Annotated in this window: 25 protein-coding genes and 1 pseudogene; 13 read left to right on the top strand and 13 right to left on the bottom strand. The window is 57.1% G+C overall.

Going from position 1 to position 22,075, the window contains the following annotated elements:
- The first annotated feature begins 35 nt into the window (after window positions 1–35).
- The gene (ptrR, locus tag C2U54_RS16210) at window positions 36–914 is read left to right on the top strand and encodes a putrescine utilization regulator PtrR (RefSeq protein ID WP_103179571.1); all 879 of its coding nucleotides are present in this window, start codon (window positions 36–38) and stop codon (window positions 912–914) included.
- Here ptrR and C2U54_RS16205 read toward each other — a convergent pair.
- Window positions 868–1,349, bottom strand: a pseudogene (locus tag C2U54_RS16205) (GNAT family N-acetyltransferase). The gene ptrR and the pseudogene C2U54_RS16205 sit on opposite strands and share 47 nt — an antisense overlap.
- 152 nt (window positions 1,350–1,501) lie before the next feature.
- On the opposite strand from C2U54_RS16205, the gene C2U54_RS16200 reads away from it, so the two are divergent.
- Window positions 1,502–2,446 (top strand): L-lactate dehydrogenase, encoded by a 945-nt coding sequence (locus C2U54_RS16200; protein WP_103179570.1) that lies wholly within the window; start codon window positions 1,502–1,504, stop codon window positions 2,444–2,446.
- Between the two features lie 3 nt (window positions 2,447–2,449).
- On the opposite strand, the gene C2U54_RS16195 is transcribed toward C2U54_RS16200, so the two are convergent.
- From C2U54_RS16195 to dtnK, 3 genes are read right to left on the bottom strand one after another with little or no spacing between them, the layout of a single operon-like run.
- The gene (locus C2U54_RS16195; protein WP_103179569.1) at window positions 2,450–3,211 is read right to left on the bottom strand and encodes a DeoR/GlpR family DNA-binding transcription regulator; all 762 of its coding nucleotides are present in this window, start codon (window positions 3,209–3,211) and stop codon (window positions 2,450–2,452) included.
- Between the two features lies 1 nt (window position 3,212).
- Complete coding sequence (locus C2U54_RS16190; protein WP_103179568.1) at window positions 3,213–4,199, bottom strand: D-threonate 4-phosphate dehydrogenase; 987 nt, start codon at window positions 4,197–4,199, stop codon at window positions 3,213–3,215.
- Entirely contained in the window at window positions 4,192–5,412 is a 1,221-nt protein-coding gene (dtnK, locus tag C2U54_RS16185; RefSeq protein ID WP_103179567.1) for a D-threonate kinase, read from the bottom strand. Before dtnK ends, C2U54_RS16190 begins: the two co-directional genes overlap by 8 nt.
- 169 nt (window positions 5,413–5,581) lie before the next feature.
- Here dtnK and C2U54_RS16180 point away from each other — a divergent pair, with 169 nt between their 5' ends.
- The 6 genes from C2U54_RS16180 to C2U54_RS16155 all read left to right on the top strand — a co-directional run bounded on the left by C2U54_RS16180 (window position 5,582) and on the right by C2U54_RS16155 (window position 11,436).
- A complete protein-coding gene (locus C2U54_RS16180; protein WP_103179566.1) occupies window positions 5,582–6,727 on the top strand; it encodes an iron-containing alcohol dehydrogenase in 1,146 nt (381 codons plus the stop codon).
- A gap of 17 nt (window positions 6,728–6,744) precedes the next feature.
- Complete coding sequence (locus C2U54_RS16175) at window positions 6,745–7,629, top strand: dihydrodipicolinate synthase family protein (RefSeq protein WP_103179565.1); 885 nt, start codon at window positions 6,745–6,747, stop codon at window positions 7,627–7,629.
- Between the two features lie 77 nt (window positions 7,630–7,706).
- A complete protein-coding gene (locus C2U54_RS16170) occupies window positions 7,707–9,119 on the top strand; it encodes a sodium:solute symporter family protein (RefSeq protein ID WP_103179564.1) in 1,413 nt (470 codons plus the stop codon).
- Window position 9,120: 1 nt separating this feature from the next.
- Window positions 9,121–10,290 carry a sialidase family protein gene (locus C2U54_RS16165; protein WP_103179563.1) on the top strand — a complete coding sequence of 390 codons (1,170 nt, stop codon included), beginning with the start codon at window positions 9,121–9,123 and terminating at the stop codon, window positions 10,288–10,290.
- A complete protein-coding gene (locus C2U54_RS16160; protein ID WP_103179562.1) occupies window positions 10,287–10,757 on the top strand; it encodes a YhcH/YjgK/YiaL family protein in 471 nt (156 codons plus the stop codon). The genes C2U54_RS16165 and C2U54_RS16160 overlap by 4 nt, the downstream gene beginning before the upstream one ends.
- Window position 10,758: 1 nt before the next feature.
- Window positions 10,759–11,436, top strand: a complete 678-nt coding sequence (locus C2U54_RS16155; RefSeq protein ID WP_103179561.1) for an SDR family NAD(P)-dependent oxidoreductase — start codon at window positions 10,759–10,761, stop codon at window positions 11,434–11,436.
- Between the two features lie 254 nt (window positions 11,437–11,690).
- On the opposite strand, the gene C2U54_RS16150 is transcribed toward C2U54_RS16155, so the two are convergent.
- Together C2U54_RS16150 and C2U54_RS16145 are read right to left on the bottom strand one after the other, a co-directional pair.
- Complete coding sequence (locus C2U54_RS16150) at window positions 11,691–12,482, bottom strand: PhzF family phenazine biosynthesis protein (protein WP_103179560.1); 792 nt, start codon at window positions 12,480–12,482, stop codon at window positions 11,691–11,693.
- Between the two features lie 17 nt (window positions 12,483–12,499).
- Window positions 12,500–13,288, bottom strand: coding sequence for a PhzF family phenazine biosynthesis protein (locus tag C2U54_RS16145; protein ID WP_103179559.1), 789 nt, complete (start codon window positions 13,286–13,288; stop codon window positions 12,500–12,502).
- 175 nt (window positions 13,289–13,463) lie between these two features.
- On the opposite strand from C2U54_RS16145, the gene C2U54_RS16140 reads away from it, so the two are divergent.
- Window positions 13,464–14,660 carry a sugar transporter gene (locus tag C2U54_RS16140; protein ID WP_103179558.1) on the top strand — a complete coding sequence of 399 codons (1,197 nt, stop codon included), beginning with the start codon at window positions 13,464–13,466 and terminating at the stop codon, window positions 14,658–14,660.
- Window positions 14,661–14,699: 39 nt separating this feature from the next.
- Here the strand turns inward: C2U54_RS16140 and C2U54_RS16135 are convergent, their stop codons facing one another.
- Complete coding sequence (locus C2U54_RS16135; RefSeq protein WP_103179557.1) at window positions 14,700–15,365, bottom strand: MarC family NAAT transporter; 666 nt, start codon at window positions 15,363–15,365, stop codon at window positions 14,700–14,702.
- Between the two features lie 257 nt (window positions 15,366–15,622).
- On the opposite strand from C2U54_RS16135, the gene marR reads away from it, so the two are divergent.
- From marR to marB, 3 genes are read left to right on the top strand one after another with little or no spacing between them, the layout of a single operon-like run.
- A complete protein-coding gene (marR, locus tag C2U54_RS16130) occupies window positions 15,623–16,057 on the top strand; it encodes a multiple antibiotic resistance transcriptional regulator MarR (RefSeq protein ID WP_103179556.1) in 435 nt (144 codons plus the stop codon).
- 18 nt (window positions 16,058–16,075) lie between these two features.
- Entirely contained in the window at window positions 16,076–16,459 is a 384-nt protein-coding gene (marA, locus tag C2U54_RS16125) for an MDR efflux pump AcrAB transcriptional activator MarA (RefSeq protein ID WP_139156372.1), read from the top strand.
- A gap of 53 nt (window positions 16,460–16,512) precedes the next feature.
- Window positions 16,513–16,728, top strand: a complete 216-nt coding sequence (marB, locus tag C2U54_RS16120; RefSeq protein ID WP_103179554.1) for a multiple antibiotic resistance protein MarB — start codon at window positions 16,513–16,515, stop codon at window positions 16,726–16,728.
- Window positions 16,729–16,760: 32 nt separating this feature from the next.
- On the opposite strand, the gene eamA is transcribed toward marB, so the two are convergent.
- Window positions 16,761–17,660: an O-acetylserine/cysteine exporter gene (eamA, locus tag C2U54_RS16115; RefSeq protein ID WP_103179553.1), complete on the bottom strand. Its 900-nt coding sequence runs from the start codon at window positions 17,658–17,660 to the stop codon at window positions 16,761–16,763.
- A 191-nt stretch (window positions 17,661–17,851) separates the two neighbouring features.
- Here eamA and ydeE point away from each other — a divergent pair, with 191 nt between their 5' ends.
- Window positions 17,852–19,045 carry an efflux MFS transporter YdeE gene (gene ydeE, locus C2U54_RS16110; RefSeq protein ID WP_103179552.1) on the top strand — a complete coding sequence of 398 codons (1,194 nt, stop codon included), beginning with the start codon at window positions 17,852–17,854 and terminating at the stop codon, window positions 19,043–19,045.
- Window positions 19,046–19,167: 122 nt separating this feature from the next.
- Here the strand turns inward: ydeE and C2U54_RS16105 are convergent, their stop codons facing one another.
- The 5 genes from C2U54_RS16105 to urtE form a co-directional block, all read right to left on the bottom strand.
- Window positions 19,168–19,593, bottom strand: a complete 426-nt coding sequence (locus C2U54_RS16105; RefSeq protein ID WP_103179551.1) for an Hcp family type VI secretion system effector — start codon at window positions 19,591–19,593, stop codon at window positions 19,168–19,170.
- Between the two features lie 17 nt (window positions 19,594–19,610).
- Window positions 19,611–19,805, bottom strand: a complete 195-nt coding sequence (locus tag C2U54_RS27760; RefSeq protein WP_103179550.1) for a hypothetical protein — start codon at window positions 19,803–19,805, stop codon at window positions 19,611–19,613.
- Window positions 19,806–19,808: 3 nt separating this feature from the next.
- Window positions 19,809–20,525, bottom strand: coding sequence for a hypothetical protein (locus C2U54_RS16095; protein ID WP_103179549.1), 717 nt, complete (start codon window positions 20,523–20,525; stop codon window positions 19,809–19,811).
- Window positions 20,526–20,667: 142 nt separating this feature from the next.
- The gene (gene zinT / locus C2U54_RS16090) at window positions 20,668–21,309 is read right to left on the bottom strand and encodes a metal-binding protein ZinT (RefSeq protein ID WP_103179548.1); all 642 of its coding nucleotides are present in this window, start codon (window positions 21,307–21,309) and stop codon (window positions 20,668–20,670) included.
- 67 nt (window positions 21,310–21,376) lie between these two features.
- On the bottom strand, window positions 21,377–22,075 hold the full coding sequence (gene urtE, locus C2U54_RS16085) for an urea ABC transporter ATP-binding subunit UrtE (protein ID WP_103179547.1): 699 nt from the start codon (window positions 22,073–22,075) through the stop codon (window positions 21,377–21,379).

The following is a 22,075-nucleotide window of genomic DNA, read 5'->3' as shown; positions in this document are numbered from 1 at the left end:
AATAATAACCACTTTATTCACGAAACGAGAACGATATGGATCTGACCCAGCTGGAGATGTTTAACGCCGTCGCCCAGACCGGCAGCATTACCCAGGCCGCGCAGAAAGTGCATCGCGTGCCCTCAAACCTGACCACCCGCATCAAACAGCTGGAGGCCGATCTTGGTGTGGCGCTATTCATCCGCGAGAACCAGCGGCTGCGCCTCTCACCCGCAGGGCATAATTTTTTACGCTACAGCCGACAGATCCTCGCCCTGGTGGATGAGGCGCGGATGGTGGTGGCCGGTGATGAACCACAGGGACTGTTTACCCTCGGGTCGCTGGAGAGCACCGCGGCGGTGCGCATCCCGGCCTCGCTGGCGCAGTTTAACCAGCGTTACCCGCGCATTCAGTTTGCGCTGGCGACCGGCCCTTCCGGGACAATGATTGACGGGGTACTGGAAGGGACGCTGAGCGCGGCCTTTGTGGACGGGCCATTAAACCACCCGGAACTGGAGGGCATGCCGGTCTACCGGGAGGAGATGATGCTGGTGGTGCCTGCCGGTCATCCAGAGGTTGCGCGGGCCGCCGACATCAGCGGGCACGATATCTATGCCTTTCGCGCCAACTGCTCCTATCGCCGCCATTTCGAGAGCTGGTTTCACGCGGATCGCGCCACGCCAGGGCGCATCCACGAAATGGAGTCCTATCACGGGATGCTGGCCTGCGTCATTGCCGGGGCGGGCATTGCGCTGATGCCCCGTTCAATGCTGGAAAGTATGCCCGGACATCACCAGGTGGCTGCCTGGCCGCTGGCGGAAAACTGGCGCTGGCTCACCACCTGGCTGGTATGGCGCCGGGGCGCGATGACCCGGCAACTGGAAGCGTTTATAGCGCTGCTAAACGAAGGTCAGCCACCAGCAGCTTCTCCATAAACAGGCTCAGGGGATCGGGGCATAGGGAGGAAACGCCTCGCACAGCTGGTAGCCACAGCGTTCATAGAGCCGGATGGCCGGAAGCTGCTTGATCCCCGTCTCCAGCCGCAGGCTGTGGCAGCTCCGGCTTTGCGCTTCATCTTCCAGCGCCGCCAGCAGCGTTTCACCCAGCCGCTGTCCGCGATGGGTCGGATCGATATAGACCCGCTTTATCTCGCCGCTGCCATCGCCGTTCAGCACGATCGCCCCGCAGCCGACGGCGTTAAGCTGGCGATCGCGGATCACCATCATTATCAGGGCGTGGTCGGGCAACCCGGTCAGATCCAGCAGATGGTTGCTCTCTGCCGGATAGAGCGCGCTCTGGTAACGGTCCAGGGCGGCAATCAGGTTAATGATGTCGGGATGGGCGGGGGATTCAGAGGTAATGGAATACATGGCAGGCTCCTTTTGTCGTTTTTCTCCACCATAACGCTGGCCGACAAACGCAACGGCATATTTTTAACTTATAGCTGCGCCTGACCATTGCGCCACCTGCCCCGGCAGCGTTAGTTTGGTGCTTATTGCCGGTTTAAATTTCAGGAAAAACAATGAACACCAAAGCCCGTAAAGTGATGATTATCGGTGCCGGAAATGTCGGTACCTCTGCGGCGTATGCCCTGCTCAATCAAAATATCTGCGAAGAGCTGCTGCTGGTGGATATTAACCACGCCCGCAGTGAAGGCCACGCCTGGGATCTGGCGGATGCTGCCGCTTATATGCCCGGCATGATGAGCATCTCCACCCGCGAGGTGAGCGACTGTGCCGATGTGGATATCGCGGTGATCACCGTCTCCGGCGGCGCCCTGAAGCCAGGACAGACGCGGCTGGATGAATTAACCGCCACGGCCAGCATTGTGAAGAACATTGTCCCGCAGATGATGGCGGGCGGCTTTAACGGCATCTTTCTGATTGCCACCAACCCGTGCGACATCATCACCTGGCAGGTGTGGCAGCTCTCCGGCCTGCCGCGTAATCAGGTAATCGGCACCGGCGTCTGGCTGGATACCACCCGTCTGCGTCGTACCCTCGCGCAGGCGCTGGATATCGGCGCCCAGAGCATCGATGCCTTTATCCTGGGCGAGCATGGCGATACGCAGTTCCCGGTCTGGTCCCATTCGTCGGTATATGGCTCACCCATTGCCGAGGTGTATCAACGCCATACCGGCCAGACGCTGGATTTTGACGAGCTGGCCGAACGCGTGCGCAAACAGGGCTTTGAGATCTACGCCCGCAAGGGCTGCACAGAGTACGGCATCGCCGCCACTATCGCTGAAATCTGCCGCAATATCTTCACCGGCAGCCACCGGGCGCTGGCGATCTCCTGCATTCTGGAGGGTGAGTATGGCGTTGATGGGGTAGCGATTGGCGTGCCCGCGGTGCTGGCCCAGAGCGGCGTCCAGCAAATCATTGAATTAAAACTGGCGGAAGAGGAGCAGCAGAAGTTCCGCCATTCAGTAGAGGTGATTAAGGCCAATATCGCCCGCCTGCCCTGAGCCTTAAGGGGCTAAGGTCAGCGTGGCATCCAGCTGGCTTAAGGTCTGCTGCACATTCTCATCCAGACGTTTATCGGTGACGATATCGGTCAGGGAGTTGAGGTGCGCCACATTAAACAGCGACCAGGCGCCATATTTCGTGCTGTCGGCGAGCAGTACGCGGCGTCGGGCGTTGGCAATCAGATCGCGCTTCAGCGCCGCTTTCTCTTCCGTCGGAGAAGTAATGCCGCGCTCCAGATCCCAGCCGTTACAGCTGACAAAGGCGATATCCGGCCAGATATTTTGCAGCAGGCGGCGGCCATGCTCGCCAATGCAGGACTGGCTGGAATCGTCGATGCGCCCGCCAATGATCGTCACCTCAATCTGCTTAAACTCTGACAGAAACAGGGCGATATGCAGATCGCTGGTGATGACGCGCAGCGGCAGATGGGTCAACTGGCGCGCGAGTTCAATCATGGTGGTGCCCGCATCGAGCACCACCGCGTCACCGGCTTTAACAAAACTGGCGGCGGCGCAGGCGATGGCGTGTTTCTCCGCCAGGCTGCGCTGCATCTTTTCACTGGTGGTGGGCTGGGAGGGGATAAACCGGTTCAGGGTCACGCCACCATGGGTGCGGCTGATGACCCCCTCCTGATCGAGCTTAATCAGATCCCGGCGAATGGTCGCAGGCGAGGCATCCGTTGCCGCCACCAGCTGATCCACTGTCACCAGATTGTGCCCTTTCAGGTAGTCCATTATCTGTTCTAACCGGCTATATCCCTTCATATTATTCCCGTGTGATTTGCATCGCTAACTGGATAGAAACCGTCATGCTCTCAGACTTCGCTTTACCTGTCCACGCAATGTCAAATGCGGTGCCGTGGTCAGCTGAAGTACGGATAAACGGCAGCCCGGCGGTGATGTTCACCCCGTCATAAAAACCGAGTAATTTTAACGGAATATGGCCCTGATCGTGATACATCGCCACCACTATGTCGTACATGCCTTCGTGGCACTGCATAAACACCGTATCCGGCGGACACGGCCCGAACACATTCAGCCCCTTCGCCTTCATCGCCTCAACGGCCGGGCCGACAATCTTGATCTCTTCGTCACCAAACAGACCGTTCTCCCCGGCGTGCGGGTTAACCCCGGCCACCGCAATACGCGGATTGGTGTAGCCCACCCGCTTAAGGAAGGTATCGGCAATGCCAATCACGGTTTTTACCCGATCCTGGTTGAGGGTATCAAGGAATTTGCGCAACGCGATATGGGTGGTGATGTGGATCACCTTCAGCTGATCGGTATAGAGCACCATCGCGTAATCTTTGCTGTCGGTCAGGTGCGCCAGCAGTTCGGTATGGCCCGGATAGTGGTGGCCCGCCAGATGCAGCGCCTCTTTGTTCAGCGGCGCGGTGGCAATGGCTTTCACTTCCCCCGCCATCGCCAGCTCGGTGGCGCGACGCACGCAGCGGTAGGCCAGATCCCCCGCCTGCGCCTGCACGACGCCTGGCTGTAACGCCTCGGGCTCCGCCAGCGGCTCATCCAGCACGTTAACGATCGCCGGGCCAAACTGCGCCTCGCTGACGCGGGTAATCACACGTAACTCTGCCGGGGCGGTAATGCCTTTCTCCAGCACCCGTTGCAGAGTGCGGGCGCACCCCACCACCACGACGGGCGCACCGGAGAGCTCACCCTCGGTCAGGGATTTGATAATAATTTCCGGGCCGATGCCCGCCGGGTCACCCATCGTTACAGCAATGATATTAGTCACTCATCTTCTCCTCGATAAAATGCAAAACCTCAAGCAGCGTGGTTTCAGTACCAAAACCGCCCGCTTTGGTCATAACCGGCCCCTGCCAGCGACAACCCAAAAAACGACCGAACGGCACGCACTGCGCCACCTGTCCGCGAATGGCAAAACCTTGTGCGTTGAGCGCGCTGGCAACCGCCATCGCCACATCGCCTCCGGAGACATAGAGCGCCGCCGGGCGGCGGGTCTCCAGCGCATTACGCGTCAGCGCACCCAGAAAGGCGCTGATGGTCTCCCCCAGCGCCGCGCGGCTTAATCCGCGCTGCTGGCAGAGCGTCTCTATCTGATGCCGCGCCTGGGTGTCGGCGCAGGTATGCACCACGCAGTGCTGGCCTGCCGCAAGCGCCCGGGCGATCTGCTGCTGGTATCCCGCCATCGTCCCGTTAAACACATCATTGATATCAATTAATACCGTGCTGACATTGTGCTGCCCGCGCACGCGCTGGATCTGCTTTTGCGCAATTTCGCTCATCGAACCGATAACCGCCAGCAGCTGGCGCGGCGTGGCAAGACGGCGCGCCAGGGCATCGCACAGCCCGGCAGAGCCCACCAGCAGCGGCTTTTCATCGCAGGCAAACGCCGTGTTGATAATCTGATCCAGCTCCGCGTCGGTCTGCGCATCCACAATCACCAGACGCGCATCGCTCGTGAGCGCCGTGGCAAGTTCCGCCGGCGTGACCACCCTGCTTTTAAGCCGGGTTTGCTCCGCCAGCACCTTCGCTACCTGCGCGTGGCGCACCGGGGTTTTCGGGTCGCTGGCAAACTCGGTCTCCGTCACCGGCACGCCGTTCACCAGGCAGAGGCCCTCTTCGGTGGTGCGCCCGGCGGCCGGAAATGCCGGGGCGATAATTGCCTGGCCCTTACCGCTAAGCCTCAGCAGCGCTTCCACTTCAGCGCCCGGGTTGCCGCGAAGCGTTGAGTCAATTTTCTTAATCAGCCATTTGGCCGCGTGAACGTCGGTCGCATACCGCGTCAGTTTTTCAGCCGCCTCTGATGCCTTCATCGCCCGGCTATCGCTATTAATAACCAGCGCATCGGTGTCGTCGGTAAAAGGCGTCTGAAACGCCACGCTGACTTTTTTGCCGCTTAGCGCCAGGCTCACCCCCGCATCGTTGGCACCGGTAAAGTCGTCAGCGATCACCACGATCTCTCTGTTCAGGTTGTTCACGTTCATCCCCAAAGGTTCGTCGTTCCTGTTAATGATTATATTCAATCATGATTGATTATATGTGAGCAAGATCAAGTTATTCAGTTTGCGAATAAATTATAAATTTAGAGACACGATGACTGTGATTGCCTGTTTTGAGCGAAATCAATCACAGACACAGCAACAGGAGAGCAATGTGTTAACCATTAACAGTACGATAATCAGCGGTGCGGGTGCGATCCCGGCCCTCGCGCCCCTGCTGGCAGGCAAGTCGCGCCTTTTACTGGTCACCGACGGTAATATCGCCCGTCTGGAGGCCGCCCGAGCTATCCGCGCCCTGCTGGAAGCCGATAACCGCAGCGTCAGCGTGATTGAGCGCGTGCCGCCAGAGCCCACGCATCACGACGTTCACGCTCTGCTGGCTGACATCAACGATACCGCTTTTGATCTGGTGGTGGGCGTAGGCGGCGGCAGCGTACTGGATGTAGCGAAACTGCTCTCCGTGCTGTGCCATCCGGCCTCGCCGGGTCTGGATGCGCTGCTGGCGGGTGAAAAACCCAACACGCGCCTTGCATCGCTGCTGATCCCGGCCAGCGCCGGTACCGGCTCCGAAGCTACGCCGAACGCGATCCTCGCCATACCCGAGCAGAGCACCAAAATCGGCATCATCTCCCCGGTACTGCTGCCCGATTACGTGGCGCTGCTGCCGGAACTGACCACCAGCATGCCGCCGCACATCGCCTCCTCGACCGGGATCGACGCCCTGTGCCACCTGATCGAGTGCTTTACCGCCACCGTCGCGAACCCGGTGAGCGATAACGCAGCGCTGATAGGTCTGCGCAAGCTGGTCAATAACATCGAAACCGCCTGCGCCGAGCCGCACAACCTGGCGGCGAAGCTCGAAATGCTGTGGGCATCCTACTACGGCGGCGTGGCCATCGCCCATGCCGGAACCCATCTGGTGCATGCCCTTTCCTATCCGCTGGGCGGGAAATATCACCTGCCGCATGGGGTGGCGAACGCCATCCTGTTAGCGCCCTGCATGCGCGTGGTGCGCCCGGACGCGGTAGAAAAATTTGCCCAGGTGTGGGATCTGGTGCCTGGCGCCGATACCTCCCTGTCGGTGGAAGCGAAATCCCACGCGCTGGTGGAGTGGTTTGCTGCCCTGGTGCGCCGCCTCAACCTCCCGGACAACCTCGAGACGCTGGGCGTCCCGCGGGATGATATCGCTTCGCTGAGCGATGCCGCCCTGAACGTAAAACGCCTGATGAACAATGCCCCGCGTCAGGTCAGCCATGCCGAGGTGCAGGGTATTTACCAGACCCTGTTCCCCGAACGTTAATATCGAAGGAGTGAACAATGCGTAACAAGATTGAAGGCGTGCTGACGGCGATCGTCACCCCCTTTACCGAGGATGGCGCCCTGCATCTGCCGGGGCTGAAACGCCAGATCCAGCGTCAGCTGGCGGCGGGTAATGGCATTTTCTGTGGCGGCACCAACGGGGAGTTTTTCGTGCTGACCGAAGAGGAAAAAGTGGCCGTCACCCGCGCCTGTGTGGAGGAGGTCGCCGGGCGTGCGCTGGTGGTGGCGCATATCGGGGAGATCTCCACCCGCGCCACTATTCGTCTCGGTAAGCAGATCGAATCCCTGGGGGTGGATGCCGTCTCGGTTATCACCCCGTGGTTTGTACCTTTAACCCAGGCGGAACTGATCGCCCACTACACCGCTATCGCCGATGCCCTGACAGTGCCGGTATTTCTCTACAACATTCCGGCGCGCACCGGCAATACCATTGAGCCGCAGACCGCGCGGGTGCTGGCTTCACACCCGAATATCATCGGCATTAAGGATAGCGCAGGCAGCTACGAGAGCCTGAGCGGATTCCTGAAAGCCGTAGCGGATATCGACGATTTCGACGTGCTCAACGGCCCCGACTCGCTCATCCATCAGGGCTATGTTGAAGGTTGTTCGGCCTGTATTTCCGGGCTGGCGAACGTGGCGCCGGAGGCGATCAACGCCATCTGGACGCGTTTCCATGCGGGCGATGTTGAGGGCTCGCGTCGGGCGCAGGATGGCGTGACCGAACTGCGCACGAATCTGTATAAAGTGGCCTTCTCTCCGGCGGCGGTAAAAAAAGCGCTGCAGGTGATGGGCGAAGAGGTGGGTGAAAGCCGCTACGCGGTGGCTTTCGATGCGCAACAGACTGAACAGATCCGCCAGATAGTGACGAAGTCACTGCAGTAACCGGCGTTTGATTTCGTCCATAAGAATACCGGGCACCAGGTGTGCCCAGGTTTCCTACGCCCTGAAGAGAGGCAAAGATGAACAATTTTACCGCTGAAGATACCCTGATCATCGTAGGCATCGTGATTGTCTACATTCTGTTTACCACCTGGCTGACCTTCCGGTTACGCAGTAAAAACACCGGTGATTTTATGGAAGGCTCCCGGGCGATGCCGGCCTTTATCGTCGGGATCCTGCTGATGTCTGAATATATCGGCGCCAAGTCCACCATCGGGACCGCCCAGGCGGCGTTCGAGGATGGTTTTGCCGCCTCCTGGTCAGTGATTGGCGCAGCCATCGGCTTCCCGCTGTTCGGCCTGCTGCTGGTGAAGCGCATCTATAACACCGGCAAAATCACCATCTCCGGGGCGATTGCCGAGAAGTACGGCACCAGCACCAAAAACATCATCTCCATCATCATGATCTACGCCCTGCTGCTGGTAAACGTCGGCAACTATGTCTCCGGCGCGGCGGCGATCTCCACCGTGTTGAAGGTCAACCTGCCGGTGGCAGCCTTTATTACCGCGGTTGTCAGTACCTTCTACTTCGCCTTTGGCGGCATGAAGGGGGTGGCGTGGGTGACGCTGCTGCACAGCGCCCTGAAATATTTCGGCATCCTGATCATCATGGGCTTCGCGCTCTCTAAAACCGGCGGCTTTACGCCAATGATTGAGCAGATGCCGAGCTACTACTGGACCTGGGACGGCAACATCGGCGCCAGCACCATCTTTGCCTGGCTGATTGGCACCATCGGCTCCATCTTCTGTACCCAGTTTGTTATCCAGGCGATTTCATCCACTAAAGATGTGAAGTCGGCCAAACGCTCCACCTGGGTCGCCTTCTTCTTCTGCCTGCCGATTGCCCTGGCGATTGCGGTGATTGGCGTGGCGGCGAAGTATCTGCACCCGGAGATCGACAGCCTCTACGCCATGCCGATCTTCCTGCAGGATATGAATCCGTGGCTGGCCGGTCTGGTGACAACGTCACTTGTGGCTTCGATTTTCGTCAGCGTAAGTACCGTGGCGCTGGCTATCGCTTCGCTGGTGGTGAAAGATTTCTATGTACCCTACCGCAACCCGACCCCGGAGCAGGAGTTTAAAGCGACCCGCTGGCTGTCGCTGCTGATTGGCTTCCTGCCGCTGATCTTCGTCCTGCTGGTACCGGAAGTGCTGAAGCTGTCGTTCTTCACCCGCGCCATTCGTCTGTCGATTTCGGTGGTGGCGGTGATCGCCTTCTACGCTCCGTTCTTCAAAAGCACCCGCGGTGCCAACGCCGGCCTGATTGGCGCCTGCGTGATGACCTCGCTGTGGTATCTGCTGGGCGACCCGTTTGGTATTAACAATATGTACATCGCGCTGATCACCCCGGCGGTGATTATGGTTCTCGACCGCATCATCCCGAATAAAGCGGATCGCAAAGCGCATGCCCCTGTTCAACATAATGGAGTTTGATATGTCTGTAACCGTAACCCGTGACGGGATTGTTCGCCCGCAGCCAGAGGATGCCCGCGTGGAAACGGCGATGCTGCCCTCTTCCTGCCCGCAGAACCACGCAGCCAATCTGCTGCCGCTGCCGGATGGCACCCTGATGTGCGTCTGGTTCGGCGGCACCCAGGAAGGGATCGCTGATATTTCGGTGTGGGGGTCGCGCCTGGCCCCCGGCAGCAATCAGTGGAGCGCGGCGGTGAAGCTCTCCGACGACGCCAGCCGCTCAGAGCAGAACCCGGTCCTGTTCCTCGCCCCGGACAACGTGCTGTGGCTGCTGTGGACCGCGCAGATCTCCGGCAACCAGGATACCGCCATCGTGCGCTACCGCAAGTCTGAGGATCTGGGCAAAAGCTGGGGGGAGATCGCCACCCTGCTCGATAAGCCCGGCACCTTTATTCGCCAGCCGATCGTGGTGCTGGATAACGGCAACTGGCTGCTGCCGGTCTTTTACTGCCGCACCCGTCCGGGTGAGAAATGGGTGGGTAATGACGACATCAGCGCGGTGAAAATCTCTGAAGATCAGGGGAAAAGCTGGCGCGATGTCGAGGTGCCGGAGAGCCTGGGCTGCGTGCACATGAACATTACGGCGCTGAAAAACGGCAATCTGGTGGCGCTCTACCGCAGCCGCTGGGCGGATAATATCTACATCAGCCAGTCGCTGGACAACGGCGAAAGCTGGTCGGTGCCGGAGCCGACTGAGCTGCCGAACAACAACTCGTCGATTCAGGTCACCACCCTTGCCAGCGGCGAGCTGGCGCTGGTGTTTAACCACATGAGCGCCGCGGGAGCGCTGGAACGCCGCGCCTCGCTGTATGACGAGATCGACGACGGCGACGGGCGTAAAGAGCCGGAAGTGACCGATGGCCGCGCCGCGTTCTGGGGCGCACCGCGCGCGCCGATGACGGTGGCGATCTCCAACGACGGCGGGAAAAGCTGGCCCTGGCAGCGCAATCTCGATGAAGGCGACGGCTACTGCATGACCAACAACTCGCTGGAGAAGCTCAATCGTGAGTTCTCCTATCCCAGCATCAAGCAGAGCTCCGACGGTACGCTGCATATCGCCTACACATATTTCCGTCAGGCGATCAAATATGTACGCGTATCGCCGGAATGGGTGAAGGAGTCGCAACAATGATTATCGGTCACCTTAACGCCCTGCCGCTGGCAGGGCTGCCCTGCGCTCTCAGTGAGATCCTCCGTCGCCCCGAGTGCACCCTGGCGGCACTTGCTGCCCGGGATGATGGACGCTGGCAGCCGGAAGGCTGCCCGTGGTTCTGCCATATCGGCCCGGCGCAGACCCAGCCGCAGGCGCAGCGCCATACCGAATATCACCATCAGTGGGCCGATATTCAGGTGGTGCTGGACGGCGAAGAGATCATTAACGCCGGCATGCAGTCGCTGGCCCAGGCAAACGACGAGGAGCGCAAGCCGGATCTCTTTATCGCTCCCGGTGCGGTGCATCCGGTGAGTATCACCCTGCGCGCCGGTGATTTTGCGGTGTTTCTGCCCGGGGAACCCCATCAGGCGCTGTGTGCCGTGGATGAACCCATGACCGTGCGTAAGGCGGTGTTTAAAGTGCCGCGCGCGCTGCTGGAGGGGTGATATGCGTTCAGCCATCGTCACGGGAGCCAGCTCCGGCATCGGCGAAACGATCGTAAACCGCCTGCTGGCCGAGGGCTGGCAGGTAACGGGGATCAGTCGTCGCGGTGTGGATAACCCCCATCCGCACTTCACCAGCCTGAGCGTCGATATAAGTGACACTGTCACATTTACTGCCGCGCTCAACGCCCTTCCGGTGCCACAGGCGATTGTTCATGCCGCAGGGATGATGGCTGCCGCCCCGCTCGGTGAGCTGGATCCGGCAGTCAGCGCCCGCCTGTGGGGGCTGCATATTCACGCCGCCGAGATCCTGTTCAACCACTTTGCCCCACGGATGAGCGCCGGTGGGCGGCTGGTGGCTATCGGCAGCCGTACCTCACGCGGCGCCGCGGGCCGGTCGCAGTATGTCGCCACCAAAGCGGCGCTGGTAGGCATGGTGCGCAGCTGGGCGGCAGAGCTGGCGCCGCGGGGGATCACCGCCAACGTGGTCGCGCCGGGGGCAACCCAGACGCCGATGCTGAGCGCGCCAGGTCGGGAAGCATCGCCGCCAAAAGTGCCGCCGATGGGGAGGCTGATCGCCCCGGAAGAGGTAGCGGCAATGGTGAGCTACCTGCTGAGCGCCGAGGCTGCGCCCGTCACCGGGCAGGAGCTGGTGCTGTGCGGGGGGGCGTCGCTGGCGTGATTGGTGCGGCCTGTTTGCCGGGTGGCGGCTACGCCTTACCCGGCCTACGGCGAGTGCGGCATGGAATTTGCCGGGTGGCGGCTACGCCTTACCCGGCCTACGGCGAGTGCGGCATGGAATTTGCCGGGTGGCGACTGCGCCTTACCCGGCCTACGGCGAGTGCGGCATGGAATTTGCCGGGTGGCGGCTGCGCCTTACCCGGCCTGCGGGGTTTTGTAGGCCCGTGCAAGCGCAGCGCCGCCGGGCTTATGATGCTAACGCAGGAACACGGTGCCCTTCAGATAGAGCGCCGCCTGGCCACCAATCAATACCCGGTCGCCCTTCAGCTCGCAGCGCAGATCGCCCCCGCGGGCGGAGACCTGGCGAGCCTGCATCGCGGTTTTCCCCAGCTTCTCGCTCCAGTAAGGGATCAACATGCTGTGGGCGGAGCCAGTAACCGGATCTTCCGCCACCCCTTCGCCCGGGCAGAAGAAGCGGCTGACAAAGTCATACTCATCCCCCGGGGCGGTGACGCAGACCATCTTACCCAGCGGCATCATGCCGTCGATATCCGGGGTTAGGGCCTCAACCTGCTGCTGGTTTTCCAGCACTACCATATAATCGCGCCCTGCCCGCACCTCTTTCGCCTCGCGGATACCCAGGGTGCTGAACAGCCGTTCGGGAGGATTTTCCACCGCCTCACAACCCCATGCCGGGAAGTCCAGCGTCAGCCAGTCGCCGCTGCGCTTAACCCGCAGTTCGCCGACAAAGCGGGTGGAGAAGACGATCTCCGTGTGCGGGTAGTCGAGATACTCAAAAATCACGTGGGCGCTGGCAAGCGTGGCGTGACCGCACAGGTTAATTTCATGCAGCGTGGTAAACCAGCGCAGCTCAAAACCGCTATCGGTGCGCACGAAAAAAGCGGTCTCCGACTGGTTATGCTGCTGTGCCATCTTTAACAGAACCTCATCCGGCAGCCACGCCTCCAGAGGGCAAACGGCTGCAGGATTCCCACCAAATGCGCGGTCGCTAAACGCATCGGCCAGATAGAATTGTATTTCTTTCAATGGGTTAATCCTTGTTATTAGCGTAAAAACAGATGACCTTTCATGTAGAGCGATGCCTTCCCGCTCATCAGCACCCGGTCGCCCTTCAGTTCACAACGCACATCGCCGCCCCTGGCAGAGACCTGGCGGGCAAACAGCGAGGTTTTGTTCAGCTTTTCACTCCAGTAGGGGATCAGCATGGTATGCGCCGAGCCGGTGACCGGATCTTCCCACAATGCCACGCCCGGCGAGAAAAAGCGGCTGACAAAATCGTATTCGCCCTCGCCCCGGGCGGTAATCGACACTTTGTGCTCGCCGGGAGTCATGGCCTGAATATCAGGCGTAACCGCCTCAACCTGCTGACGGTTTTCCAGCACCAGCACCCAGGCACGTCCCTTACGGGCCTCGACATAGCGGTCGATCCCCAGCGCATGGAGCATCTCTGGCGGTGGAGTCTGGGCCTCCGTCGGACAGGCCGGGAAATCGAGGGTTAACCAGTCACCGTCGCGGCTGACGGTGAGCCTGCCGGAGGCGGTATCAAATTGGACCCGGGCATCGGGATAGTCCATCTCGTTGAACAACACCCAGGCGGTGGCAAGCGTCGCGTGACCGCAGAGGTTAACCTCGCCGTGGGTGGTAAACCAGCGCAGTTCGATGCCACCTTTATGGCGCACGAAAAAGGCGGTCTCCGACTGGTTATGCTCCTGCGTCATCTTCAGCAGCGTCTCGTCCGGTAACCACTCCGCAAGCGGGCACACTGCCGCCGGATTACCGCCAAATGCGCTATCGCTAAACGCATCAACGAGATAAAACTCAATTTCCTGCATCGCTCTACCTACTGTTAACTTAATGTTGCATCCTATATTCATGGAAATTAACCGATTCCACCAGCGATTACTTTGCCACCATAGTGAGATCTGCATCACAAAATGATTGTATTTCCACCAATGTTGGTTTTAAGATCAAAACACCTCATATACGTAACCAATCCCTGACATTCCTATGACAACCAACACAGTTTCCCGCCGGGTCGCATGGCTACGGGTGGTGACGCTCGCCGTCGCCGCGTTTATCTTTAACACCACGGAGTTCGTTCCGGTCGGGTTGCTCTCGGACATCGCCAGCAGCTTCGGCATGGAGACGGCGCAGGTGGGGATCATGCTCACCATCTACGCCTGGGTGGTGGCGCTGATGTCGCTCCCCTTTATGCTGCTCACCAGCCAGATTGAGCGCCGCGCGTTGCTGATCGGCCTGTTCGTGCTGTTTATCGCCAGCCATGTGCTGTCGTTCCTGGCCTGGAACTTTACGGTGCTGGTGATAAGCCGGATCGGGATTGCCTTTGCCCACGCCATTTTCTGGTCGATTACCGCCTCGCTGGCCATCCGCCTGGCCCCGGCCGGGAAACGCGCCCAGGCGCTGAGCCTGCTGGCGACCGGTACCGCGCTGGCAATGGTGCTCGGGCTCCCGCTGGGCCGCATCGTCGGGCAATATTTTGGCTGGCGTACCACCTTTTTCATTATCGGCCTCGGGGCGCTGTTCACTCTGCTGTGTCTGATCAAACTGTTGCCGAAACTGCCGAGCGAGCACTCCGGCTCCCTGAAAAGCCTGCCGCTGCTGGTGCGTCGCCCTGCGCTGATGAGCCTCTATCTGCTGACGGTCGTGGTGGTGACGGCCCACTACACCGCCTACAGCTATATCGAGCCGTTTGTGCAGTCGGTTGCCGGATTCAGCGCCCGCTTCGCCACTCTCCTGCTGTTGCTGTTGGGTGGCGCGGGCATTATTGGCAGTCTGCTGTTCGGTAAGCTCGGCAATCGTCACGCCTCTACGCTTGTGAGCAGCGCCATTGGCCTGCTGCTGGTCTGTCTGCTGCTTCTGCTCCCCGCCTCCGGGAGTGAAATGCATCTGGCGCTGCTGAGCCTGGTCTGGGGCGTGGCGATCATGATTATTGGTCTTGGGATGCAGGTTAAAGTGCTGGCGCTGGCGCCCGATGCCACCGATGTAGCGATGGCGCTCTTTTCCGGCATTTTCAATCTGGGGATTGGCGCAGGTGCGCTGGTGGGGAATCAGATAAGCCTGCATCTGTCGATGGCATCAATTGGCTATCTGGGGGCGATACCGGCGCTGGCGGCGTTAATCTGGTCGGTACTGATTTTCCGCAAATGGCCCGTCACGCTGGAAGAGCAGCCCCATCACGGCTAGCGAGGCGACCGGGTGGCGGAATGCCACCCGGTTCAATGATTAGGGGTAGGTCTGGATAATTTCCAGCACGCCGTTAATGATAAACTGCACGCCCATGCAGACCAGCAGGAAGCCCATCAGACGGGAGATCGCTTCGATACCGTCTTTACCCACCCAGCGCATAATGGCGCCTGAACTGCGCAGACAGCCCCACAGGATCACGCCGATAAGGGCGAAGATCAGCGGCGGCGCAAGCATAATTACCCACTCCGGGAAGGCGCTGCCACTGCGCACCGTTGAGGCGGAGCTGATGATCATCGCAATGGTCCCCGGCCCTGCGGTGCTTGGCATCGCCAGCGGTACAAAGGCGATATTCGGCACCTCTTTACCCGACCTCTCCTCAAGCGCGTCCTGCGCGTCGGTGGTATCCGTCGCTTTTTGCGCCGGGAACAGCATTCGAAATCCGATAAAAGCAACGATCAGCCCACCCGCGATACGCAGGCCGGGGATAGAGATCCCGAAAGTGTTCATCACCAGTTGCCCGGCGTAGTACGCCACCATCATGATCGCGAAGACATACACGGACGCCATGAGCGACTGGTGATTACGTTGCTCACGGTTCATATCCCCCGCCAGACCCAGGAACAGCGCAACGGTAGTTAACGGGTTAGCCAGCGGCAACAGCACCACCAGTCCAAGCCCAATTGCTTTAATTAAATCAACCATTTTACTGAGTTGTCCTTATCCAAATATAACCGGGCAAGTATAAGGTTAAACCGCCTGTTTCAGCCACGCACACATCGTAAGTAATATTTTCGTTACGAAATCAATTTATTCTGGTGATAGATAGAACGGCAAAACGGGCAAAAACGTGAGCTGAATCACTTTAGCAAATCGTGTCATAAGCAAATGCATTCAGTTGACTTATAGTTGCCTGAGCAATAATATCTGCCGTGATTAAACTACTTGCCAGGGCAACCATTGTGAAAAGCACCAGTGACCTCTTCAACGAAATCATTCCGCTGGGTCGCCTTATCTATATGGTTAACCAGAAGAAAGATCGCCTGCTCAATGACTATCTGTCGCCGCTGGATATCACCGCAACGCAGTTTAAAGTGCTCTGCTCTGTGCGCTGCGAAGTGTGTATTACCCCGGTTGAGCTGAAGAAAATCTTATCTGTGGACCTCGGCGCGCTGACCCGAATGATCGATCGGCTGGTCTGCAAAGGGTGGATTGAACGCCGCCCGAATCCGAATGACAAACGTGGCGTGCTGTTGCAACTGACCAGCAACGGCGCGGACATGTGTGAACAATGTCATCAATTAGTAGGACAAGAGCTGCACCAGGAACTAACAAAAAACTTAACGGCGGACGAAGTGGCAACTCTTGAGCATTTGCTTAAGAAAATCCTGCCGTAAACAGAAAGAGGTATGACGATGTCCAGACGCAATACTGACGCCATCACTATTCATAGCATTTTGGACTGGATCGAAGATAACCTGGAGTCACCGCTCTCGCTTGAAAAAGTGTCTGAGCGCTCAGGTTACTCAAAATGGCACCTGCAACGGATGTTTAAAAAAGAGACCGGCCACTCATTAGGCCAGTACATCCGCAGCCGCAAATTAACGGAAATCGCACAGAAGCTGAAGGAAAGTAACGAGCCGATCCTCTATCTGGCTGAGCGTTACGGGTTTGAATCGCAACAGACCCTGACCCGCACGTTCAAGAACTACTTCGATGTGCCGCCGCATAAATACCGTATTACCAATATGCATGGGGAATCCCGGTATCTGCTTCCGATCAATCACTGTAACTGCTAATCGCCTGTATTAAGAGCCTGGTGGGTTAGGCTCTAAGACGTATCGAGGAAATCATGAAACTATTCGCTTCCGCCGCCTTTACCGCTTTGGTGCTGGTCTCAGGCCAGAGTTTTGCGGAGCAAACGCCATCCGTGCCGCAGCCACACAGCCGTGACACGATGATTCTGCCGACCGCTAACGGTCAGTCGCCCCACGATTTTAACCATATGGGCGCAGGCAGCGACAAATCAGACGAATTAGGGGTGCCGTACTACAATCAGCACAATTAATTCGTTTTGCCCCGCCCCGCGCGGGGCTTTTTTTAGCTTCTCACCCGCGCCGTCCGGCGCACACGAAAACCAAAGACATTAATATAGAGCCCTGCCATCACCAGAACCGCCCCTGCAAGCTGCAATGCGCCGAGCTTTTCATCCAACAGCAGCGCCGCGCTGGCGATCCCCACCACCGGCACTAACAGCGACAGCGGCGCCACCCGCCAGGTTTCGTAGCGTCCGAGCAGCGAGCCCCAGATGCCATAGCCGATAATGGTGGCGACAAAGGCCAGGTAGAAAAGCGACAAAATGGTGGTGACATCGAGAGTGACCAGGCTGTTAAGCATGACCGTCGGGCCATCCATCAGCCAGGAGGCCAGCATAAAGGGGACAATCGGGATGAGCGCGCTCCACACCACCAGCGACATCACCGCCGGACGCGTCTCCAGCTGCATGATCTTTTTGTTGAAAATGTTGCCGCAGGCCCAGCTGAACGCTGCCGCCAGGGTCAGTAAAAAGCCCAGCAGCGCGACGTGCTGCCCGTTGAGGCTGGCTTCGGCAAGCACCAGCACCCCGACCACCGCCAGGACAATACCTGCCAGCTGCTTGCCCTGCAGCCGCTCGCCAAACGTCAGCGCCCCCAGGATAATGGTGAAGAACGCCTGAGCCTGTAACACCAGGGAAGCCAGCCCGGCGGGCATGCCGAAGTTGATGGCGCAAAACAGAAAGGCAAACTGACCAAAGCTGATGGTCAGACCGTAGCCCAGCAACAGACGAAACGGGATTTTCGGGCGCGCGATAAAAAAGAGCGCCGGGAAGGCTACCAGCAGAAAGCGTAAACCGGCCAGCATCAGCGGGGGCATATTGTGCAGCCCGACTTTGATCACTACAAAATTCAGTCCCCAGACCACCACGACCAGCAACGCCAGCAGCCCATCTTTGCGCGTCATACCCTGCCCCTGTTTATTAAATTTTTGTAAACACTTATCAAAGTAACGAAAAAAACGGGCGAGGAACAGATCATTAATTCTGACAGGCAGGCAAAGCACTTAGGGATAAATTGGGTGCTATACAAGATGCTTATGGCGTGATAATCCTGATAGATATTACAAAAATTTACATGCATTTGTCGGGCAGGAAAATGAAACAGTCTCTCAGGCGTTCAACCGCAGCGCTGCTGGCCTCATCGCTATTACTCACCATTGGCCGCGGCGCTACGCTGCCGTTTATGACCATCTATTTAACCCGCGTCTTCAACATGAGCGTGGAAAATATTGGTTATGCCCTGACGGTGGCCCTGACGATTGGCGTGGTCTTCAGCTTAGGGTTTGGCATTCTGGCCGACAAATTCGATAAAAACCGCTATATGCTGATCGCCATTACAGCAGTGGCGTTGGGCTTCCTGGCGATCCCGCTGGTAGATAATGCAGTCATGGTGGTGCTGGCATTCTCGCTGATCAACTGCGCCTATTCGGTCTTTTCCACGGTGCTGAAAGCCTGGTTTTCCGATGTGCTGAGCCCGGCAGAAAAGGCGCGCGTTTTCTCGCTAAACTACAGTTTTCTGAACATTGGCTGGACCATTGGACCGCCGCTGAGCACGCTGCTGGTGATGTACAGCCTGCAACTGCCGTTCTGGGTTGCCGCCTTCTGCGCTGCGCTGCCGCTGGTTTTAGTTCAGCGCTATGTGCAAAAAAGCGTGGCGGCCGACGGTGAAAACGCCCCGGTGCCGTGGCAGCCGTCAGTGCTGCTTCGTGACCGGGCGCTGTTCTGGTATACCCTCTCCGGGCTGCTGGCCTCCTATGTGGGCGGCTCATTCGCCAGCTGTATCTCTCAGTATGTACTGGCGGCCGATTACGACAGCGATTTTGCCCAAAAGGTGGTGGCCGTGGTGCTGCCGGTGAATGCCGCGCTGGTGGTCTCCCTGCAATACATCATTGGTCGCAAACTGTCGGCACGTAATATTCGCCCGCTGATGACCCTGGGTACCCTATTTTTCGTCCTGGGTCTGGCTGGGTTTATGCTCTCCGGCGAGAATCTGGTCTACTGGGGGATTGCCGCGGCGGTCTTTACCATCGGCGAAATTGTTTATGCGCCAGGTGAATATATGTTGATCGATAATATCGCCCCGCCGGGCATGAAAGCGAGCTACTTCTCCGCACAGGCCCTCGGCTGGCTGGGTGCGGCGTTTAACCCGATGATCACCGGCCTAATTTTGACCCATCTCCCGCACTGGTCGCTGTTTGTGATAATGATGATCGCCATCGTGCTGGCATGGATGATGATTTTGCGCGGGATGCGGATGAAGGCGTGGGTTGAATTACCTCGTGTAGCTTGAGAGCAGCGCCCGGCGACGCGGCGCTTGCCGGGCCAGTCTGAATAACACTGGAGCTTAAGGTTCACATTTTACGCGAATACACGATGGTTCCAGCTATCTTCGTAGAGAATATTTCCATCGATTTACTTCCACAGAATCTTTTCATACCGTAATTCAATATCTTCAAGGTGCGTGCTTGTCATACCACTGGGATGCAAATTCGGCGTAATGGCACAAATTTTGACGTTTTCCATGACAATATTGAAATACTCTACCTCAATACCAGCGTCGTTGGTTTGATACATCTTAAGCGTTGCTGTTTTTAATGTACGGCCTTCGCAAAGTGCCCGAAACAGCAATGGCGTCGTTCTATCAAACTCTTTCTGGACTTTTACAGGAGTATGAAGTCTGGTCCCACTTAGTTTACCCGTATTTGGATCCGAGGGTAACCAAACATGATGACTAACAGACCGCAGTTCAATAGAACCAAGTCGGGCAGGCATAAGACAAGGACCAACTATGGGTGAACCGTTGTCATCCGTAAGCCATAAATGTGCGGGGTTAGACATATTTTATATCCTCTCTATCACTTTTTAAATTTAAACCAGAGAAAAACGTGAAAACCAATAAGAAATAAAATGAATAATCCTGTTAACTCGATGGTAACATCAGGAAAGTGAGAGACAGCGAACATAGCAAATACAACAATTGATAAACAACATCCCCATCCCCATAGAAACAGGATAAACTCTTCTTTCAACCATTTTTTTAAGAACCGCATAATTTACCTCATTAGCCTGACGATTAAATCAACAAGCTCATCATCTGATATAATCATGGGGTTTAGATAGGGGCTACGGGTAATTAATGGCTCGATAATGAAATACATCATCTCAAGTTTACGCGTATAGAGCGCTTGATAATAAAATGCATTAAATATCTTAAGATTATCAGCACAAAGCGCTGCTTCATGAACTAAACCATAAACGCTGAGCGAAACTGCTGTAGCTGTTACGCTTCCTTTTAGAATCAGCGATCTGGCTTGACTTAGTCGCCCGTGTACTATGGCATGAAAACTGTAGCTTTGGCAGATCGCAGTTGCTACAGAAATAGTGAGCAGCCGGTTCGTCGTGCCTGTTGTTGATAGATAAACACCAGCTTTAACAAGTTTGCGAAGGATATGTTGAATACGCCCTTCTGTTTTATTTTTAAAATGAATTTCTATATACAGTCTAATCATTTCAAAAATAACATCTCGATCTTTATATAACTGAATAAGACCAGAGATAAACCTTACATCCTCATGCTTAAGTTTCGCACATACATCCTGATAATTCTCTAAAAAGCAAGATATATAATACGATGCACGGGTTACACCACCTTCCATTTGCTTAAGAGTGGAGGTGACATTATCCTTGACGCCTGCTACCGCCTTATCCAACTTAAGAGCAAGGATTTTATAAGCTTGCACAGAAGTAATGATTGCATCATTGAAATACATACCCCTCCCATCAGTAATTTTTTATTAGCATTACAGGATGAGATATAAGCACACATAACTTGAAGGAAGTATTAATGAATTCCGAAATATTCGTAGGCCGGGTAAGGCGCAGCCGCCACCCGGCACACATATCGCACCGAAATTAATGGTGCAACATCTCCTCAACGACCTGCTCTTTATACATTTCGTTTGGATAGTAGGTTGGCCAGTTGTCCATCTCTTTTAATAACGCCTCGTGGGAGGTGTTGCCCATAAAGATATGGAAATGGCTGGACTGGCGCGGGCCGATAATATGGTCGCTGAACTGGACAAATTTCGGCGCCTGGCTGCTGGCGTCCTTACATTCAAACAGGTAGCGCACCCCTTTCTTACCGGAAGCGTAGGTCAGGATCTTGTAGCCGCTAGAGACATATTCGCAGCTGGCGACCTTTTTCCCGCGATGAAATTCCATCACATTATTTTCGATGCCGATGCTCTCTACGTCGGTGGCGTAACCGGTGCGGTAGTAGGCTTTTACCTGATCAAAAGTTTTACTCTTGTCTTTCTCCGCCTTCTTTTTGAATACCGGGTCGAGATCGCCGCTCAGCAGAAACGGATAGACCGACTGCCAGACGCCATCCCAGTTTGAGAGCGGGCGATCCTTTACATCTTTATCGTCAAACACGCCGTTAGCCGCTTTTTGTTCCGCCTCGGTCATCTGATGTCCGTGGGAATGGGCATACAGCTGGCCGCTGACCAGCAGCGCCCCCAGAGTTATTGCAAACTTACCAATATGTCCTGCCAAGATAATATCCTCACTCCGTTTAAGTGAGTGAGGATGTTATAGTATAACATTGCGCAAAACAACCCTGTTAAATTGCGACCAGACCGCGGACACCCTCCTGCTCCATATTCTCCCCGCGCCCGCGCTGGATAATGCTTCCCCGGGACATGAGCAGATAACTGTCAGCCAGCTCGGCGGCAAAATCATAGAACTGTTCCACCAGCAGGATCGCCATATCTCCCCGGCTGGCGAGCTGGCGGATCACCTGGCCGATCTCCTTGATAACTGACGGCTGAATCCCCTCTGTCGGCTCATCCAGAATCAGCAGCTGCGGACGGCTGGCCAGCGCCCGGCCAATTGCCAGCTGTTGCTGCTGTCCGCCTGAAAGATCCCCGCCCCGACGCTGCTTCATCTCCTGTAATACCGGAAACAGCCGCCAGATCTCGTCGGGCACCTGCTTCGCCTCGCGAGCCGGAAAGCGCGATAAGCCGAGCAGCAGGTTCTCCTCCACCGTCAGGCGGGGAAAAATGTCCCGCCCCTGCGGCACATAGGCGACGCCCGCCTGCACCCGCTGGTGCGGTTTTGCCTGGGTGAGATTTTTTCCCTGCCAGAGGATCTCCCCGTTGCGCGCCGGGATCAGCCCCATCAGACACTTCAGCAGCGTAGTTTTACCTACGCCGTTGCGCCCGAGCAGGCAGGTGACTTCGCCGGGCAGCGCCTCAAAGCTGACCCCGCGCAGGATATGGCTCCCGCCGTAATACTGATTGAGTTCATTAACCTTAAGCAT

Source organism: Leclercia sp. LSNIH1 (assembly GCF_002902985.1).
GTDB lineage: Bacteria > Pseudomonadota > Gammaproteobacteria > Enterobacterales > Enterobacteriaceae > Enterobacter.
This window is presented reverse-complemented; position numbering and strand designations above follow the sequence as displayed.